Raw genomic sequence first — 18,634 nt, 5'->3', positions numbered from 1 at the left:
TTCACTTTACCAATACCCTCTATGTTTTAAAAAATAACAAATTGGTATAGAAAGAATATATATAACTGCAATTAACGGCAGTGAATACCATGGATATATGATAAGATTTATAATAACAATAGCAACTAAAATCATTGCAAGCGATAAATATTCAGGTTTAATACTCAAATTTTTTGTTGAGATTGTAGGAAGCCTACTAGCAAGTAGAAACGCTATAATAGCCAAATATATATTAATTGTTATAGTGTGAGTACGGATATTGATATTTAATAACGTACCGATTTCAAAATCTATCATTACAGGCGTTAAAGCAAGCAAAGCACCGCATGGGGCAGGTACACCGGTAAAAAAATAGTCAGTTTTTTTATCTTGTGTCGGTTGATAAATACCAACGTTAAAGCGAGCTAAACGTAGTGCCATACACACTATCAATAATAACATTACCGCTGATGAAAATACCTTATACTCATATTGTTGAAAAGACCATAAATATATCAGATAGGCAGGAGCTATACCGAAATTAGCAAAATCGCATAATGAATCAAGCTCTGCACCAAATGGGCTAGCTGCATTTAGCATCCTTGCTATTCTACCGTCGATACCGTCAATAATTGCCGCTACTATAATGCAATATACCGCAAGTTCCCATCTGCTATCCAAAGCAAATTTTATAGAACTCATACCGGTTACTAAACCAAGCAACGTAATAAAGTTGGGAATTAATTTTATTAGAGGTACAGGCTTAGTTATTATAGATTTACGAATTTTTAACAATTTTTATACTCAAAATGTATTTATAACGTCATTGCAAGGCAAAAACAGTGTGGTTGTATGGCTGTCAATGTCTCATTCCTGCAAAAGCAGGAATCCAGAAAAAAATAATCTTAATTGGTACAAAAATTATATATTTGATAAAATAAACATATAAAAAACAAGTTTTTTATATGTTGCACTGGATTCCCGCGTAGGCGGGAATGACATAAACAAAGCCATGCTTACGGCTGCTCGCAATGACGGTTTTAAAGTTATGAGGCTACTTCCTCTCAAACTTAAATTCTGTTGTCTTTTTACGTCCAAAATCAGCAATGATAGTTTCACCGCCTATAGCAGTCTGCCCTTTACTCACTAATAAAGCTGTTTTCAACGGTAGATAAACATCTACTCTGCTACCGAAACGAATTATACCGTATCGCTCGCCCGTTTTAACTTCACTACCCTCTTCTAAATCACAAACTATACGCCTTGCTATAAGTCCGGCTATTTGAACAAAAACAATTTTCTGCCCTTGAGCAGTTTCCATTAATACTGATTGACGCTCATTATAAATACTAGCTTTATCGAGTGAAGCATTAAAAAATTTTCCCGGATTATAATGAAGTGCTAAAATTTTCCCGTTTGCCGGGATTCTATTAACATGGACATTAAAAATATTTAGAAAAATACTAACTCTAATCATTTCCACATCACCAAGCCCTAATTCCGGAGGCGGCAATGCTTCCTTAATTTCTTGAATTATTCCATCTGCAGGACTTATTACCAGATCATCACTTATAGGCACAAAGCGATCAGGATTACGGAAAAAATAAATACACCAAACAGTAGCAATACATCCAATACAGCCAAGTTTTTCATTAAATGATGCTAATAAAAAACTTACTAATGCAAAGCTAGCAATAAATATATATCCTTCGCGGTGAATAATTTTAAATAAATCATTATATTGTTTCATTTTAATCTCTATGAATCTCCTTATTATTTTTAACTATGCCTGCTCTGCTTTATCCTCTTGGTTCTCACTCTCGTCTTTATCTTCGTCTTGAGGGGTAGCTTGGGCTTCTTGCGCGACACCAAGAGCATATACGCATAAATCCGGAAGTGGAACACCGTTTTTTTTGGCAAGATCATTTAGCTGTGATATTGCTTTCATAACATCATCAGGAATAGTACCGCCTCTTTCGTCAGATAACCATTTTGCTTGAAATTGTAGCGGATGATACCCTTCTTGAGGCGTACCTATATAAAACTTAAACTTGGCTCTTTGTCCACCAAAATCGCAGTCAAATTCAAACTCTTTATAATGTGCCATAACTTTATGAATTAATAATTATATTAATATTATTATAACAATAAAAATGCAAATCTAAAATAATTTCTTGTCTAATATTTTTTAAGTCTTTGAGTAATATAACGATTTGAATATAGAAATTTATCGCTAGAATCTATAATTATCCCGCCTGCTTCCTTAATAAAAAGCTCAAATGCATGATATAATGTAAAATTTAATAATGATAAACATATTAAATCCGCTTTACCTGACGCTACAAGCATAGCCCCGTAGCAAGGAGAACCAAAAGATCTAATATTATCTACCTCTATCTCCTCCAAATCATTATGATTTACATCTTCAATAATTGCTAAACAGTTTTTTAAATCGGCATTATCGGAAACTCTAAGTCTTAATCCTTGATAATTAGAGTTTAAATTATTTTTTTCTATCCAAGCTCCCTTACCTTTTTCAGCATAATAAATTTCATTAAGAGCAGGAAAATATATTACTGTAGAAGTAGGAGTTAAAACTTCTTGATTCCTTTTTAAATAAGTTACGGATATCGCAAAAAAAGGTATGCTTCTGGCGAAATTATTTGGGCTATCTATAGGATTAATTAAAAAAACACTCTCATAATTATTATTTAAATCGAATTTTGCCTCCGGAAAAAATAAATATTGTGTATGTTTTTGTAATTCTTCACATAATAAAGTTTTTAATTTTAAATAAGATCGCTTACAAAATTCTTCATTTCTTACAGAATTTTTTTGTAGCATTTCGAGTTCTAAAAAATCTCTATGCAAAAACTTAACAGCTTTACGCAGGGCATTAATTAATAAATTAGTTATAGGTTGCATTTGATATTTTTAATTTAAGATATTAGTTTTAGAAATTATGTCGTATGGCTTTAAAAATCGATACCATTCCTAGCTAAAAGCATCGCCTGAGTGGATGCTAAAAGTCGTCATTGCGAGGAAAAACTGTAAGTTTTGACGAAGCAATCTCAGGATATTTGACGAGATTGCCACGCAGCCTACGGCTGCTCGCAATGACGGGGTGGTATCCACACGGGCAATGCCTTCACTGGAATGACATCCATAGTTCAATAAAACAGCTTACTTCGCTCGCTCGACATATGTCATATCATCAGTTTTAACAACAATTTTTTCTCCTATTTCTAAATATTGCGGGACTTTAACTTTAATACCATTTTCTAAAATTGCTGGTTTATAAGAAGCGGTAGTGGTTGCTCCTTTTATTACCGGATCAGTTTCACTAATTTCAAGTATAACAATTGGAGGAAGCTCAATATTTAAAGGCTTGTCATTATAAAATTCGACTTTAACAATCATATTTTCAGTTAAGAAAGATAATTTTTCTTCTAACATTTCCTTGGGAATATTTATTTGATCAAAATGTTTGGTATCCATCAATACCAAATCATCACCTTCAAAATATAAAAATTTATAATCTTTTTGTTCAAGTTCGGCTTTTTCTAAATAATCGGAAGAACTGAATCTTTCGTTACGCTTTGTCCCTGTTTTTAAATTTTTCATCTCAACTTGTACATAAGCTCCACCTTTCCCGGGTTGAGTATGTTCCGGTGTTTTGCTTACAACCCATAAATCATTATTATAAACTAATATGTTACCTGTTCTAATTGAATTTGCTGAAATTTTCATATATCATACATTTAAGACTTAAAATTAAAGTATAAATATAATACAAATTATTTCCTTTAAAAACAAGAATTTAATCTTATGACCACAATATTAGTAGTAGATGATATAGAACCCAATATTAAGTTACTAACAGCCAAACTTTTAAAAGAATATTATACGGTTCTTACTGCAAATAGCGGCAAAGAAGCACTAGCAATTCTTAAAAAGGGAAAAATTGATATTATACTACTTGATGTTATGATGCCGGAAATGGATGGATTTGAGGTATGTAAAACGATAAAAACCGATCCGGAAACTACTCATATACCGGTTGTAATGGTAACTGCACTTTCCGATATTGATGATCGAGTTAAAGGTCTTGAGGCAGGAGCTGATGAGTTTTTAACAAAGCCGATTAACGATACTGCTCTATTTGTAAGACTTAAATCGCTATCTAGAATGAAAAGCTTAATTGATGAGTTAAAGCTTCGTAATAGCACTAATGCATTATTAGGCGTAACAAATATCGAAATGCATGACACTTTTGCAGATAAAAAAATATTACTAATTAATGATGATGTGGTACAAGCTAAAAATATAAAACAAATGTTACTTAAAATTACCCAAAACGTAAAGGTAATAAGTAATTCCGATGAATTAGATATTATAAATGAATATACCCCCGATTTAGTAATTATCAGTAGTACGCTCGAAAATGACGATCCTTTGAGGATCAGTGTTATTTTAAGAGGTAAAACAGAAATAAGCGGCGTGGTAATCATTTTACAAATTGATGAAGACGGTATGCCTTTGGTTGTGAAAGGTATTGAACTCGGTATTAATGATTATTTCGTTTATCCTATAGAGGAAAGCGAATTGCTTGCTAGAATTAGAACACAATTAAAACGTAAGCAATATCAAGATAATTTACGTAATGATCTTGAACAAAGTGTCAATTTAGCAGCTAAAGACGGTCTAACCGGCTTATTTAATCGTCGCTATTTCGATATACATCTCAAACAAATGATTGAGAAAGCTAATAAAGAAAGTATTAAATTATATTTACTTATGTGCGATATCGACAATTTTAAACATGTAAACGATACTTACGGTCATCAAGCAGGCGATAAGGTTTTAACAATTGTATCCCGCATTTTGAAGAATACTCTCAGAGTAACAGACTTAATAGCAAGATTCGGCGGTGAAGAATTTACTATACTCTTAACGGATATAGATATTTCTAAAGCAATTGAAACTGCGGAGAGAGTTAGAGTTAAAATAGAATATATGGATTTTCACATTGAAGATCAAATTGAACCTTTAAAACAAACTATTTCAATCGGAGTTACGAAATATAAAAAAGAAGAATCAATAGAATCTTTCATTGAACGTGCTGACAAAGCTATGTATGAAGCTAAAACAACGGGTAAAAATAAAGTAGTAAAATTATAATTGATTTTTTAAAGTAAAAAAATAATGAGCAATTCTTCCAAAAAACATCTTGATTTACCATATAGACCAGGGGTCGGCATGATGATATTAAATGCCGATAACAATATATTCGTCGGTAAAAGAATAGATACAAAAATATCTGCATGGCAAATGCCGCAAGGTGGGATAGTTCCCGGCGAAACACCAAGTATTGCAGCAATGCGTGAGATGTTAGAAGAAATAGGCAGCGATAAAGGATATATTATTGCCGAAAGCAAATGCTGGTATAGTTATGATGTACCAAGCTTTTTAATACCTAAACTGTGGAACGGTAATTTTCGTGGACAAAAACAACGCTGGTTTTTAATTAGGTTTACCGGAAATAACGAAGATATTAACATAAATACCTCTAATCCGGAATTTGACCAATGGCGTTGGGCATCACTTGATGAACTCTTATCTATTATAATACCGTTTAAACGTAAACTTTACCAAGCCGTCGTAAAAGAATTTGAATCATTAATTCAGTAAAAATTTTATATATATAGTAAAAGAAGTTGAATTATGTTCAATTTCTTTTACTATACTTAATTATTTAGAGCCTCTTGATCCTCTATTTGCCCTAGACATATATTATGTTGATCGCTATCATCATGGTAATCAGAATTTATATATACCTTAATTTTAGCTATGTATCTTATGCCTAATATACTTAATGTTACTGCTGTTGTAATATAGATAAATATAGTACTTGTAGCAGTACTATTTACCTCTTTATCACCTTCAATTCATTCATTTATAGCACTAAATAATGAAGTATCCGTATCATTGCCTAAAGTAAATACAGCACACTCATTTGTTCCTCTAGACAATAAACTAATATCTTTATCGCAACTAGATTCAATCATATAATATGTGCTATCATTCTTTATTAGGTTATAATTATTATCACCGATTATATGTACAGTAAATGCATTTGCTAGATTAGATATAGTGATATTAGCAATAAAATCTTTTACTTATCTTATATGAAATAAGTTTATAATAAAATTACTTAGACAGTGATTTGTTGTTGTTTCAGTTTCTCAATTAACCGTATCAATGTGAGCTTCCGGCATTAAAAATCATGAATTTATATCTTCAAACGCACATTTTAGCTCTCTAACCAATCCACATAAAATATATTTTTTATCAGCAATAATGTACAAAGGTATGATCAGGATGCTCATCTAAAAAATATGTAGAGGTATTAAAAAAAGGTTTTAAATGTACAAAATATACCTTATTTCTATCAAGGCTTTGGTCATAACTATTTTCACTAGAATCAGCTGGTATTAAATTTGGTAATAAACTAAGCCTACAAAAATAACCGATTAAATTAACTATAATTTGGTAAAATTTAATATGATAATTTGGCATAACGTTACTTTATGTTTATTATAACATGTCTTATTATTAAGATTATTGTTATAATTCAATGAATTTAAGAAACCATCGTTTAGCTGTTGATACTTGTGTGATTTTTGCTATTATTCTTTTCACTTAAGCAATTAATTATTACAACCTGAAAATAATTAGATTTTACTTTCTATCTTTGCAGCCAATATAAAGTCGTTTTCCGTAAGACCGTCGATTTTATGCGTCCATATTTCCACACTACATGCTCCCCAAGATATAGTTAAATCGGGATGATGTGCTTCCTGCTCTGCAATTTCAGTTATCTTATTTGCAAATTCCATAGCTTTGATAAAATTAGAAAATTTATATTTTTTATAAAGAGGCCCTAATGCATTCACTTGCCACTCACTTTGTAATTGAGCTAATAACTTTAACTTATCAATTTCTTTTTTCTCAAGTGGCGGAACTCCACCCTCACATGGTATGCATCTTTTCTCACTTAATACTGTCATAGTTTTTTTTCTATATCAAAGTTAAAATATTAATCTTTATAAACGCCAGTTTAGGATAAGAGAAAATAAAAACTTGATGCTTTTATAACGCGCATTTAGAGTATAAGAAGGATATAGAGAGATGATAATATAGAAGTGGTTGCAAGGATTTGAGTGTTGAGATATATAAGATTTATTCAAAAAATATACTCTCAACATGAAGAAATGTATCATAAGTTTATTCTGCATACTAGATAATTTTTGCAACATAGTATGAGGAATGGGAGCAAAAGAAATCAATACCAAAAGATAGGCAACGTCAGAGAGAAGGGAGTTTAAAACTCTGCGAGTTACTAACTATAGTATTATATTTTTATTTATCACCGTGTAAGGACTTTAAAAATTACTATTTATATTATTTATCATACAAATGCAGAGGTTATTTTAAACTACCGAGTTATAGTCGGATAATACAACTATGGCCGAGGCTAGTTTTACCGCTTGTTATAATGCTACAATTATTTAGGGGTGAAGATACAGGGGTTTATTTTATCGATTCAACTAAATTATCTATATGCCATACAAAGCGTACAAGTAATAATCGAGTGTTTAGTAATATTGCTAAAATAGGTATGAGTAGCTATGGTTGGTTTATGGGTTTTAAGTTACATATAGAATTAATAATAAAGGTCAAATTATGGCAGTCAACATTACCAAAGCAAATAGTAGTGATTTATCAGTAGCAAGCAGTATAACTACCGCATTAAAAGGCAAAATCTTTGGTGATAAAGCTTATATCTCTAAGGATTTATTTAGCATATTAAACTCTAGAGGCTTGCATTTATTTACAGGAATAAGGAAAGATATGAAGAATCTATCTATTAGATTTAGAAGATAAGATACTACTTCGTAAAAGATCGTTAATTAAGTCTATTCTTAACGTGTATTAAAGAAAAACATGAATCTTGAACATTCAAGACATAGGTCACCTAACAACTTTTTAGTTCATATTCTAGCTTGTGTTAATGCTTTTAATCTTACTAAAACTAATAAATTTATACCTTTTTTAAACAATTCACAACTTCCCTTATCCTAAACTGGCGTTATTAGGCTCATCTGCAAGTGTATAATACCACCACTCAATTTTACATGCTTTAAAAATTATGTTTTTGCATCTTAGAACGTAAATAATTACGTTTTGCTAAATATTGCTTATCAATTAATTTACTGTCATGAGGTAAAGCTTCATCAAATAAGTCAAAAGAAGTATACATGTCTACCGTATTGTCATCTAAATAGGATTATAACACGCTCGTCTTTCAGCTTGCTCTTAATGACTTCAGGATTATTATTAACTTCCTTCTGAAGCTTTATTATTGATCAATCTACAGTACTCCCCTACTATGACTAGAGCTTTCAGCTATATAACCTAATATAAAACATTTAGACTTATCTATGCATGGGTAAAAGCTTTCCTTATTTTTTTGATCAATATTATCTTTGCTCCATCTTAAAAAATGTTGTACAGCTTTTTGTGGTCTATATGCATCATATATAATCAGTGAATAACCATCTTTTTGTATCTCAGCTTGTACTGCTTTAAGAGCCTTAACAGCTTCTATGGTTAAAATTGCTTCCGGTGCTTTATAACCATCTACCTTTTTACCAACAAAATTTTCATCTAAATAATAATGCATATTTTGAATAATTGTAGGATCGATATCTTTCAGATACACGAACCCTTTAGGTAAGGTATTGAGCATATATTGGAAGAAAGCTCATAAATATAAAAATTAAACTTGTTAAAATCAATTTCATAAAATGCTAGGCTTTGTAAAGATTTCTAATTGATTTGTTATTTTGAGATATTTTTTAGTGTAAATCAAATCTTTTTAGAGATCTTCACAGAACCTAATATAAAATAGACTTCTTGCATAATCTCTTTCTAAAGGTAATTTGTATGTGTCGATCCGGTACGAATCCTTACATAGATTTGGCTACGCTCCAGTTCTATGTTCCGTGCCTCCTTCAAATTCCTCTTTATAAAATAGGTTATGCAAGAAGTCTAATATTTATCTTATACAAAATTTTATTAAATACTATGGGACTGTTAACAGTACTATAGTAAACCCCATTTTGTGACAGGCACGAAGGTAGGAGCCTATATATATAATAGACGAGAGGATAAACAACAAAACACAAAGTTCAAATCAGTTTACTATAGAACTGTCAAAAAGACAAATGAATGGTAGCGAGGGAGGGATTTGAACCCCCGACACACGGATTATGATTCCGCCGCTCTAACCAGCTGAGCTACCCCGCCAGGGGAAAAGTGTTGATATAATTTGTTAAGAAGTGTCATTCGAGATAAAAGCGGTTGCATGGCTTAGAAAATGTACTTAGCATCATACCGTGGCTTGACCATAGTATCCCCAAAAAAATAACTTAAAATACTAATAATTTAAATATTTTAAGCTGGACCCCACGATCAAGTCGCGGGATGACAAGAAAAAAATTGATCCATGCAACTTGACTAGCAACTTCTCAAATTTTATCTTAACGTTTAGAGAATTGTGTTTTCTTACGTGCTTTACGTTGTCCGTATTTCTTACGCTCTACTACCCTAGAATCACGTGTTAAAAGACCGCCTTTACGCAAAATAGCATGAAAATCCGGAGCAGATTTATCTAAAGCTTTAGAAATTCCATGTAAAATAGCACCTTTCTGTCCTGAAATTCCTCCACCTCTAACAGTACAAATTACATCATACTGATCAATAGTTTTTGTTAAGACAAACGGCTGTAAGATAGTTTTCACATAAGTTTCAGAAGGAAAATACTGGGCTATTGTTTTTTTATTAACAACTATTTTTCCTTGTCCTACTTTAAGCCATACTCGTGCTATAGCATTTTTTCTTTTACCTGTAGCATAAAGCTTACCTGAATTATCTATTTTTTCTTTAGGAGTTTTTAATACTAAAGGTTCTTTAGTTAACTGCTTTTCTACTTTTTCTGTTTTAATTTTTAACTCGGGCATATTCTATTACTTTTTATTTTTTGGATTTTGGCTTGCAAAATCATAAACAGTAGGTTGCTGTGCCATATGAGGATGATCACCATTTACATAAACATACAAATTACTCATTTGCTTAGCACCTAAAGCATTTCTTGTAATCATTCTTTTTACGGCCATTTTAATAACTCTCTCAGGGTGTTTACCACTTAAGATTTTACCTGCCGTAGTATCTTTTATCCCACCTGGAAATCCTGTATATCTGTAATATATCTTTCCGTCTTTGGGATTCGCTTTTTTACCTGTTAATTTTACATGCTCCGCATTTATTATGATTATATTATCACCACAATCTAAATGAGGGGTAAAGCTAGGCTTATGCTTACCGCGTAGCATATTAGCAACTCTGCTAGCGAGTCGTCCTAGTACAATATTTTTTGCGTCTATGACCCACCATTTCTTTTCAATTTCCGATGGCTTTGCCGAGTAAGTTTTCACAATAGTATCTTTTTAATTAGAATTTAAAATTAAAGAATCAAGCAACATACACATTTAATAGCATTAATACCCGCTATCTGTCAAGCTAAATATAATTTATTTACTTCCGAATATTATTTTTCTATCGGTAGAAAAATATAAATTATTATTTGCTCTTAGCCCATAATAACGAATATTTTTTATAATTTTGACAATATGAGGTATCATGTTTAATCCATTATTATCAACATCAAAACTATATAAAACACCGTTAACGGCAATAACATTTAAACTTCGCTTATTGTTATTATCAACTCCAACAAAAGGTACTAAAAAAGCAGCAGATTTTAGTTTCTTAGGATCTTTTCCATCATTTAAATCAGCTACAAACTTTACTTTCCCTGTTTCAGGATTAAATGCTGCTATTTGTCTAGCATTATTTGTTACAAATAGGCTATTACCGATTAAAGACATTGATTGAATATCCTCGGCATTTACCTGCCAAATCACACTGCCGGTTGCTACATTAAGCTTAATAAGCTTACCAAGACCGGTTGCTATATACAGATTCATATTATCATGAACGGGAGTACATAAAATACTTGATTCGTCAAAATTCGGTATAGCTGTACGATCATTAAGATTTGCAAACTCAAAATTCCATTTTACTTCACCGTTTGTTATATTTAAGGCAAGTATTTGCCCGGAATTATAAGTTACTATTACATTGTCATACTGTACTATCGGCGTCATAAAATAACTAGCCGACAAAACTTCCGTTAGACTTTCATGTTCCCATACGGTTTTTAAAGTTTCTGCATTTAAAGCAATAGTTTGATTACTGATAGTTTGCACTAAGACAGTATTATCATTGAGCACAATAGGCTTAATTCTAATAATATCCGGAAGTTCTTTTCTAATTATTTCATAACCTGATTTTGTATCTAGCACTACTAACAACCTTGAACCGTATGTTACGTATAATTTTCCGTTGTGGTGTAAAATTCCGCCGCCTATATAATTATCTTTTTTATGTCCACTTAAATTATAAGACCAAATAATCTTATTTTTCTCTATAGAAAATGCAGAAATATTCGATCTAATATCCAATGCATAAATCATATCGCCTATAAAAACCGGCTCGGTAATCGTTTTGCTTCTAGCGAAACTATACTGTTTATTCTTAAGCATATTTGCATTAAATGCATATATATTTGCATTAGAATCTAAATATATAGGCTCATGAGTCTGAATTGCTAATTTAGGAGTCAACTCAACAATATTTTTTACCCTTTTTGGTCCAAGCCCGTTACATGAAATTAAAATAAACGGTAATAACAGAAGTGCTATTTTTTGTGTCATATTTTTCCTTAAGTGCGAATTATTATTTATTTAAATTTACAAGCAATGCTTTAGCCTGATCTTTTATTAGATCAGATACATTATTTGAAATTAATAAATTTTTTAGGTTTTTTTCTACTTGTGGTTTCATATTATTCTTAATATCCCACATAGCTTTTATAATAGTTGCTGTAGCCCAAAAAGGTTTTTTCGCGTCATCAAAATAGTTTAAATATTTGGTCAATTTCTCTTTATCTTGAATATCTAGATTTTGATCATCAATAACAAGACCACACCATGAAATACGTGCATAAGAAGTAGAAATTTCGGAATATTCTTTATTTTCAATAATTTTATTAAGCAGGTCTTTCGCTTCTGAATATTTTTTTTCTGAAATCTTTATGGCTACTTGTTCTAATGCAGCTATTTCTTTGATTTTAGTATTACTAGTAGTAACTAAATTCTCTAAAGTATTAAAAGCTAATTCTTCATTATCTTTTGTTGTTTCCAAACCAACAGTCTTAACAAGAATATCTCCGTTTTTTTGGTTATTTTTAATTCTTTTATCTTTATTATTATTAATAACAACCATTATAGTAATAGCTATTATAGAAATGATTATTATTATAGGTAAAAGCTTTTTGAAAAAAATTAACCTTTTTTCTTCATTTTGATCACTCAGTATTTCATCCAAAATATCAGTCATATTTTATTATTTTTATTTATTTTTACAGCTAAATTTAATCTTAGCATCTTCTGCCATTTTCTTGGATGCGGCAGTTCTATTAGTTGGGAATTCCTTATCAAGCTTAGCAAGCATATTACATGCTTCCTGAGTTTTTTTTAGTGCGCCTAAGGAAAGTGCTAACTTCAATAACCCATCGGAAGATTTTGCCCCTTTCGGTGACTCTTTATAGCCTTTTAAATAGTTAACCGCTGCCCCGTTATAGTCTTTTTGTTTAAAAAAGCATTCCCCATACCAGAAATAAGCATTACTAATTAGCGAACTGTTAGGATATTTTTGGATAAAATTTTTAAACTGATCTTTTGCTTCAGTAAGTTTATTATCTTTATAAGCAGCAAGAGCCAAATCGTAAGCTTGCTTATCAGGAGCTATATCCTTATTAACTGCAATAGGTTTTTTAGGAGCATTATCCGGCATATCTTTAAGCAAAGCTATATCAAACACATCTTGTTTTTTTGAATCACCGGCTTCTAAAACTTCAGTATTTTCTTCTTGATTTGAAATATTTGAGTTCTGCGTTAGCATATCAATTTTATGCTGTAAAACCTCAACTTTACCAATTAGCCTTCTGATTTCTTGTTCCTGTTCATCGAGTCTATTTTCAAAATCATTATTTGCTGCATATTTTAAAGGCTTGCCTTTAATAGTTTCGCTTTCTCCGAAAGAAAACATAGAAAATAAAAAAGTCAATAATAAGACAATCAGTTTCATATATTTTGTAAAAATTTATAATTTGTTTTATAATACCGAAAATTTTTTAATATTCCACACAATTTTTTATATTTCAATACTACCGTCATATGTAAAAGTTATTGTTATGGTGGTACCTTCATTTATCTTACTTTGCAAATCAAATTTACCGTTCATAAGTTCAACCAGCTTTTTAGTAAGCGGCAACCCAAGACCGGTACCTTCATATTTTCTACTAAGCTCACTATCAATTTGACCGAACGCCGATAAAGTTTTTGGGATATCTTTTTCCTCAATACCGATACCGGTATCTATAACTTTTATATATACTAATTTTGCTAACTCATCTTTTTCAAGTGCAATAGTAACACTTCCTCCGGAATTTGTAAATTTCACGGCATTTGATAAAAGATTTAAGAATACTTGTTTTAGCCTTTTTGGATCAGCCTTTATAACCACATGCTCTTTCGGTAATCTACTAATTAAAGCCACTTCGGCTTGAGCAGCACGAGGTTTAACAAGTATCAGCGAAGAACTAATTAATTTATTTAAATCAAGATCTATACTATCTACTTTTAATTTATCGGCAGAAGCTTTAGAAAGATCTAAAATATCATTAATCATACTAAGCAAATGCTTACCGGCATCATTTATATCTTTAATATAATTTTTACTTTTTTCCGCATCTCTTTCCGACATAAGAATTTCCGAAAAGCCTATTATAGCATTAAGCGGTGTACGCAATTCATGACTAATATTAGCAAAAAACTTTGTATTTGAAGAGCTGGTTTTTTCTACTTTTACTATTTGAGCTTTTAAATTTCTATTTGTTTCAAGCTGCTCCTCAATAATTTGTCTAGCATAGTTAGTATTACTAATAATTATAGTGCAGAATATTATAAAAATAATGATAAAAGTTATAAAAACCTTTTGCTCAAGAGAGGTTATATTTTGCCACTGGCTGGTAATATTAGTGTTAATCTCAAATACTGCATCTACGGGAAAATCTAAATTATTATCTATAACAGGGATATAGCTAGTAACAAAAGAAGCCTCTTCCACTGTTAAATCACTTTCATTTTCTATTACTACCCTTGGTAATAATATATGACTTGTAATACCTTCAAAAGCATCTCGAAGCGGCGCTTTTGAAGCAAAGGATTTAAAAAAAAATTTATCGATTTTTGCGGCAACTATCTCAACCAAACTATCATCTTTATAATTGTCTACACTATACATATATAACATATTACTAGTGATGAATTTATTACCTTTGAGATCGTAGAGAGAAATATTAATATTAAGATTGGTGAACCATTGAGCGGTAATCTTTGCAAAATTAATAAAATCTTGATCTTGTAATAGTTTTAAATAATCGAATTTATGTAATTTACTGATTACGTTCTGATGAGTCTTCCAAATATTATCAGTGTAAAGTTCTACAATTTTAGTATGTTCCAAAGCCACTTGTTTTACTATCATTTCTTTTATCATAAAATAATGATAAAACATCATATTTATGACAATATTAAGAAACAATATAATGAATGACAATCTTACTATATACTTATTATGGTTCATTATAAGACCTAGTAGTTATTTTTAGCTCAACTGATGTCATCCCTGCGGAAGGCTTGCTTGCATACCAAATCGTCATTGCGAGTGACTAAAAGGAGCGTGGCAATCTCATAAACCAGGGGTCCTGAGATTGCGTACGTACAAAACTTACAGTTTTTCCGTAGCTTATGACGAAGAATCTATCCATGCAGCAAAATCGAGAATGATATTATCCTCTCTACTTATCTTCTTGTTTAACTTTCTATTTTGTTTCCAGCTTCTTATTAATAATCAACCCTGTAATTACATCATAAGCACGAGCAAATTGATAATCTTTTTTGTATAATTCCGATAATTCATTCTCTTCTTGTTTATTATTTTTGGCTTTTGTTTCTTTTTTGCTATCTTTGTTTTTAGATGAATTATCTTTGTTTTTTTCATTATCATTCTTCAAATAATTTTTTAAAGAACTCTCAGAAAAACGCTTATCTATTTTTTTCACTTCTGGATACTCAACTTTCGCCGGCTCAATTAAAATATCAGGCTCTATTCCTTCTGCTTGAATAGAACGACCGCTTGGGGTGTAATATTTAGATATAGTCAGTTTTACGGCAGCCCTAGAATTGATTTGCGTTAAAGCCTGAACTGATCCTTTACCGAAAGACTTAGTGCCAAGTATTATTGCTCTTTTATGATCTTGCAAAGCTCCGGCAACTATTTCCGAGGCAGAGGCAGAATTACCGTTTATTAAAACTATCATAGGTACTTTGGGAGCTTTTAATGAAAACTCATTTGCTTTAGTTTCACTATTACTTAATGTAGTTCTACCTTTTGTTGTTACAATTACACCGGAATCAATAAAATAATCACTAACAGCAATAGCTTGATCGAGTATACCTCCGGCATTATTACGTAAATCTAGAATTATACCTTTAAGGTGATCTTTACTCTCAGTTTTTAACTTCTTTACTGCTGCCTTCAGCTCAGAAATTGTTGACTCATTAAAAGTAGTTATACGTATATATGCAATATTATTTTTTTCTAAATGTGCTTTTATCGGCTTGATTTTTACTATTTCGCGAGTAAGCTCTAGCTCTTGCGGTTTTGCCTTTTCTTCCTTAATTATCAACAATTTAACCTTAGTACCAGGCGTACCACGCATCTCTTTTATAGCTTTATTAGGACCAAGCGTAGAGACTAACTCGTCATTCACGCCTACTATATAATCCCCGCCTTTAAGCCCTGCTTTGAAGGCCGGCAAATCGTCGATAGGCGATATTATCTTAATTGCTCCGCTATCATACATTATTTCAACACCGATTCCGCCGAATTCACCTTTTGTAAAAGTAAAAATATCTTCTAAATCCTCATCGGTATAATAGCTTGAATGAGGATCAAGTGAGTTTAACATACCGTTAATTGCTTCATCTATCATTTTTTGCCTATCGGGTACCTGTACATAATCCTTTTCGATACGTTCAAATACGTCTTGAAATTGCTTATAAGCTTCCTGATTTGATATTTTATTTTCAGTTTCTTTTTCTCCTTCTGCAAATGCACAAATAGAATTTATAATAAAAAATAGTGTTATAATTAAACGTAATAACATAATACTCCAAATATGTGTGTTTTTTAAGCAAAGCGTTATTGCGAGGAAAATTACGAAGTAATTTGACGAAGCAATCTCTGGATATTTGACGAGATTGCCGCGTCGCCTACGGCTCCTCGCAATAACGATTAAATATCCAGCTCACTAATAATTTTATCCATTTTAACTAAAGCCTGTTCATAAATAAATTGAAATCTTTTTTCCGGCTTTTTACCCATTAAATCATCTACTATTTTATTGACATTTTGAAAATCTTCTAAAGTTACCTTGAAAAGCGATCTTTTTTCCGGATGCATAGTAGTTTCCTTTAATTGTGCAGGCATCATTTCACCGAGACCTTTAAACCTACCTACTTCAATTTTAGCTTTACTAGCTTTTAATAATTTATCCGTTAACTTAGCTTTTTCCTCTGCATCACCTGCATAATAAGTTTTATTAGACTGCGTTAAACGATAAAGCGGAGGCTTAGCTAGATATAAATGCCCATCTTCTACCAATTTCGGCATTCGTAAAAAAAAGAAAGTCATTAATAGTGAAGCTATATGGGCACCGTCAACATCTGCATCAGTCATAATAATTATTTTTTCGTAACGCAGATTTTCTTTTTTATAATTCTTTAAACTACCGCAGGCAAGAGCTATTTCTAAATCTTGTATTGCTTGATTATTAACGATTTTCTCAAGCGTAGAACTCGCAACATTTAGAACTTTACCCCATAGCGGTAATACTGCTTGCGTTTCTCTATTACGTGCTTGTTTTGCAGAGCCTCCTGCCGAATCACCTTCTACAATAAATAATTCTGTCCCTTCAGGTGAAGTGCGTGTGCAATCGGCAAGTTTACCGGGTAAACGTAATTTTTGAGTGGCATTTTTACGGGAAATATTTTTTTCGTTTTTCTTACTGATTCTAAACTCAGCAATGCTAATTACATGCTCAAGTAAATTAGTAGCTAAAGCTTTATCGCTACTAAGAAAATGGTCAAAATGATCTTTTATTATATTCTCGACCGGTTTACTTACACCGTTTGATACTAATTTTTCCTTAGTTTGTCCTTGAAAAGACGGCTCAGCTATAAAAATAGAAAGTACGACACTTGCGGTTTCTAAAATATCCTCAATAGTTAGATTAGCAGCTTTTTTATTCCCTATCATTTCACCATATGCTTTAAGCCCACGTAAAATAGCCGACTTAAGTCCTTGCTCATGTGTTCCTCCTTGAGGAGTCGGAACAGTATTACAATATGATTGAATAAATGCCGAGCTATCGTTATTTTGCCAACAAATTGCCCATTCAAGTTTTATCCTGTCCGGCGTAGACTCTATATGACCTGCAAAAATTCCTGGAATAACTAAATTATCTAAAGTTATTTTTGAACTTAAATAATCTTTTAAACCGTTCGGGAAACTTATTAATGCCTTTTTAGGTATATCTGACGGTACTTCTACTTCGCATGCCCATTCTATAGTAACACCGCGATATAAATAAGCTTTTGACCTTGCAAGCTCATAAATCTTTTTAGGATTAAAATGTAATTTTTCACTAAAAATTTCCGGATCGGGAGTGAAATTTATTGATGTACCTCTTAGCCTTTTAGATGCTTCTTCACATATTAAATCAGTTAATTTTTCTCCTTTAGAATAACTTTGGCTATATAATTTACCTTGTTTATAAACCTTTATTTCTAAATGTTTAGATAAAGCATTTACTACCGATATTCCAACACCATGCAATCCGCCTGCAGTATGATAAACATTATTTGAGAATTTACCTCCTGAATGAAGAGTAGTTAAAATTACTTCTAAAGCTGATTTGTCAGGAAATTTAGGATGATTATCAATAGGGATACCGCGACCGTTATCAAATATAGTAATACTATGATCATGATGCAGTTTTATCGTGATGATACTTGCAAAGCCGGCGACTGCTTCATCCATAGCATTATCCAGCACCTCAGATACTAAATGATGCATAGCATTTGAATCAGTACCCCCGATATACATCCCCGGTCTTTTACGAACAGGCTCAAGCCCCTCTAATACTTCAATATCTTTTGCACTATAGTTATTATCGACTAGCTTATTTTTCTTTTCTTTGTTAAAGCTGAATAAATCGCTCATATATTAGAGATTTAATTAATTATTTTCTCTCCTAAGTTAAACTATTTAACATAGAAAA

Annotated in this window: 18 protein-coding genes, 1 tRNA gene and 3 pseudogenes; 4 read left to right on the top strand and 18 right to left on the bottom strand. The window is 31.6% G+C overall.

All coding sequences use genetic code 11. The features are described 5' to 3' along the window. Positions 1 to 6: 6 nt before the first annotated feature. The 5 genes from A3305_RS04785 to efp form a co-directional block, all read right to left on the bottom strand. Positions 7 to 774, bottom strand: a complete 768-nt coding sequence (locus tag A3305_RS04785; RefSeq protein ID WP_014391971.1) for a CDP-alcohol phosphatidyltransferase family protein — start codon at positions 772 to 774, stop codon at positions 7 to 9. Between the two features lie 259 nt (positions 775 to 1,033). Then, positions 1,034 to 1,729 carry a phosphatidylserine decarboxylase gene (locus tag A3305_RS04780; protein WP_014391970.1) on the bottom strand — a complete coding sequence of 232 codons (696 nt, stop codon included), beginning with the start codon at positions 1,727 to 1,729 and terminating at the stop codon, positions 1,034 to 1,036. A 33-nt stretch (positions 1,730 to 1,762) separates the two neighbouring features. Continuing rightward, positions 1,763 to 2,086: a DUF2610 domain-containing protein gene (locus tag A3305_RS04775; protein WP_014391969.1), complete on the bottom strand. Its 324-nt coding sequence runs from the start codon at positions 2,084 to 2,086 to the stop codon at positions 1,763 to 1,765. 71 nt (positions 2,087 to 2,157) lie between these two features. Beyond that, on the bottom strand, positions 2,158 to 2,904 hold the full coding sequence (locus tag A3305_RS04770; protein ID WP_014391968.1) for an inositol monophosphatase family protein: 747 nt from the start codon (positions 2,902 to 2,904) through the stop codon (positions 2,158 to 2,160). Between the two features lie 258 nt (positions 2,905 to 3,162). Beyond that, entirely contained in the window at positions 3,163 to 3,729 is a 567-nt protein-coding gene (gene efp / locus A3305_RS04765) for an elongation factor P (protein WP_014391967.1), read from the bottom strand. Positions 3,730 to 3,807: 78 nt separating this feature from the next. Between efp and A3305_RS04760 the strand changes: the two genes are divergently transcribed. Further along, complete coding sequence (locus A3305_RS04760; protein ID WP_014391966.1) at positions 3,808 to 5,160, top strand: PleD family two-component system response regulator; 1,353 nt, start codon at positions 3,808 to 3,810, stop codon at positions 5,158 to 5,160. A 24-nt stretch (positions 5,161 to 5,184) separates the two neighbouring features. Continuing rightward, entirely contained in the window at positions 5,185 to 5,670 is a 486-nt protein-coding gene (locus A3305_RS04755; protein WP_014391965.1) for an RNA pyrophosphohydrolase, read from the top strand. Between the two features lie 593 nt (positions 5,671 to 6,263). Here A3305_RS04755 and A3305_RS04745 read toward each other — a convergent pair. Beyond that, positions 6,264 to 6,558, bottom strand: a pseudogene (locus tag A3305_RS04745) (hypothetical protein). Positions 6,559 to 6,713: 155 nt separating this feature from the next. Next, entirely contained in the window at positions 6,714 to 7,049 is a 336-nt protein-coding gene (locus tag A3305_RS04740) for a 4a-hydroxytetrahydrobiopterin dehydratase (RefSeq protein WP_014391962.1), read from the bottom strand. 488 nt (positions 7,050 to 7,537) lie between these two features. Between A3305_RS04740 and A3305_RS11255 the strand changes: the two genes are divergently transcribed. Together A3305_RS11255 and A3305_RS11250 are read left to right on the top strand one after the other, a co-directional pair. Continuing rightward, positions 7,538 to 7,771: a transposase gene (locus tag A3305_RS11255; RefSeq protein ID WP_014391702.1), complete on the top strand. Its 234-nt coding sequence runs from the start codon at positions 7,538 to 7,540 to the stop codon at positions 7,769 to 7,771. Further along, positions 7,726 to 7,926, top strand: coding sequence for a transposase (locus A3305_RS11250; RefSeq protein ID WP_014391701.1), 201 nt, complete (start codon positions 7,726 to 7,728; stop codon positions 7,924 to 7,926). The genes A3305_RS11255 and A3305_RS11250 overlap by 46 nt, the downstream gene beginning before the upstream one ends. A 189-nt stretch (positions 7,927 to 8,115) precedes the next feature. On the opposite strand, the pseudogene A3305_RS04730 reads toward A3305_RS11250, so the two are convergent. The 11 genes and pseudogenes from A3305_RS04730 to parE all read right to left on the bottom strand — a co-directional run bounded on the left by A3305_RS04730 (position 8,116) and on the right by parE (position 18,576). Further along, positions 8,116 to 8,302: pseudogene (locus A3305_RS04730) on the bottom strand (peptidase M15). 111 nt (positions 8,303 to 8,413) lie between these two features. After that, positions 8,414 to 8,846 (bottom strand): annotated as a pseudogene (locus A3305_RS04725) (M15 family metallopeptidase). Positions 8,847 to 9,274: 428 nt separating this feature from the next. Next, positions 9,275 to 9,351: transfer RNA gene (locus A3305_RS04720), tRNA-Met, on the bottom strand. A gap of 233 nt (positions 9,352 to 9,584) precedes the next feature. Then, the gene (gene rpsI, locus A3305_RS04715) at positions 9,585 to 10,064 is read right to left on the bottom strand and encodes a 30S ribosomal protein S9 (protein WP_014391959.1); all 480 of its coding nucleotides are present in this window, start codon (positions 10,062 to 10,064) and stop codon (positions 9,585 to 9,587) included. Positions 10,065 to 10,070: 6 nt separating this feature from the next. Next, the gene (gene rplM, locus A3305_RS04710; RefSeq protein WP_014391958.1) at positions 10,071 to 10,538 is read right to left on the bottom strand and encodes a 50S ribosomal protein L13; all 468 of its coding nucleotides are present in this window, start codon (positions 10,536 to 10,538) and stop codon (positions 10,071 to 10,073) included. A 96-nt stretch (positions 10,539 to 10,634) separates the two neighbouring features. Then, entirely contained in the window at positions 10,635 to 11,879 is a 1,245-nt protein-coding gene (locus tag A3305_RS04705; protein ID WP_014391957.1) for an outer membrane protein assembly factor BamB, read from the bottom strand. Positions 11,880 to 11,901: 22 nt separating this feature from the next. Further along, positions 11,902 to 12,564: a DUF2659 family protein gene (locus tag A3305_RS04700; protein WP_014391956.1), complete on the bottom strand. Its 663-nt coding sequence runs from the start codon at positions 12,562 to 12,564 to the stop codon at positions 11,902 to 11,904. A gap of 12 nt (positions 12,565 to 12,576) precedes the next feature. After that, positions 12,577 to 13,314 (bottom strand): tol-pal system protein YbgF, encoded by a 738-nt coding sequence (gene ybgF / locus A3305_RS04695; protein ID WP_014391955.1) that lies wholly within the window; start codon positions 13,312 to 13,314, stop codon positions 12,577 to 12,579. A 66-nt stretch (positions 13,315 to 13,380) separates the two neighbouring features. Beyond that, positions 13,381 to 14,874 carry a sensor histidine kinase gene (locus tag A3305_RS04690; protein WP_014391954.1) on the bottom strand — a complete coding sequence of 498 codons (1,494 nt, stop codon included), beginning with the start codon at positions 14,872 to 14,874 and terminating at the stop codon, positions 13,381 to 13,383. Positions 14,875 to 15,112: 238 nt separating this feature from the next. Further along, entirely contained in the window at positions 15,113 to 16,459 is a 1,347-nt protein-coding gene (locus A3305_RS04685) for a S41 family peptidase (RefSeq protein WP_014391953.1), read from the bottom strand. Positions 16,460 to 16,587: 128 nt separating this feature from the next. Beyond that, on the bottom strand, positions 16,588 to 18,576 hold the full coding sequence (gene parE / locus A3305_RS04680; protein WP_014391952.1) for a DNA topoisomerase IV subunit B: 1,989 nt from the start codon (positions 18,574 to 18,576) through the stop codon (positions 16,588 to 16,590). Positions 18,577 to 18,634 lie beyond the last annotated feature (58 nt).

This window comes from Rickettsia amblyommatis, assembly GCF_002078335.1.
In the GTDB taxonomy this organism is placed as follows: domain Bacteria; phylum Pseudomonadota; class Alphaproteobacteria; order Rickettsiales; family Rickettsiaceae; genus Rickettsia; species Rickettsia rickettsii.
Note: the sequence above shows the minus strand (reverse complement) of the source record. Positions and strands in the feature narration are given on the sequence as shown.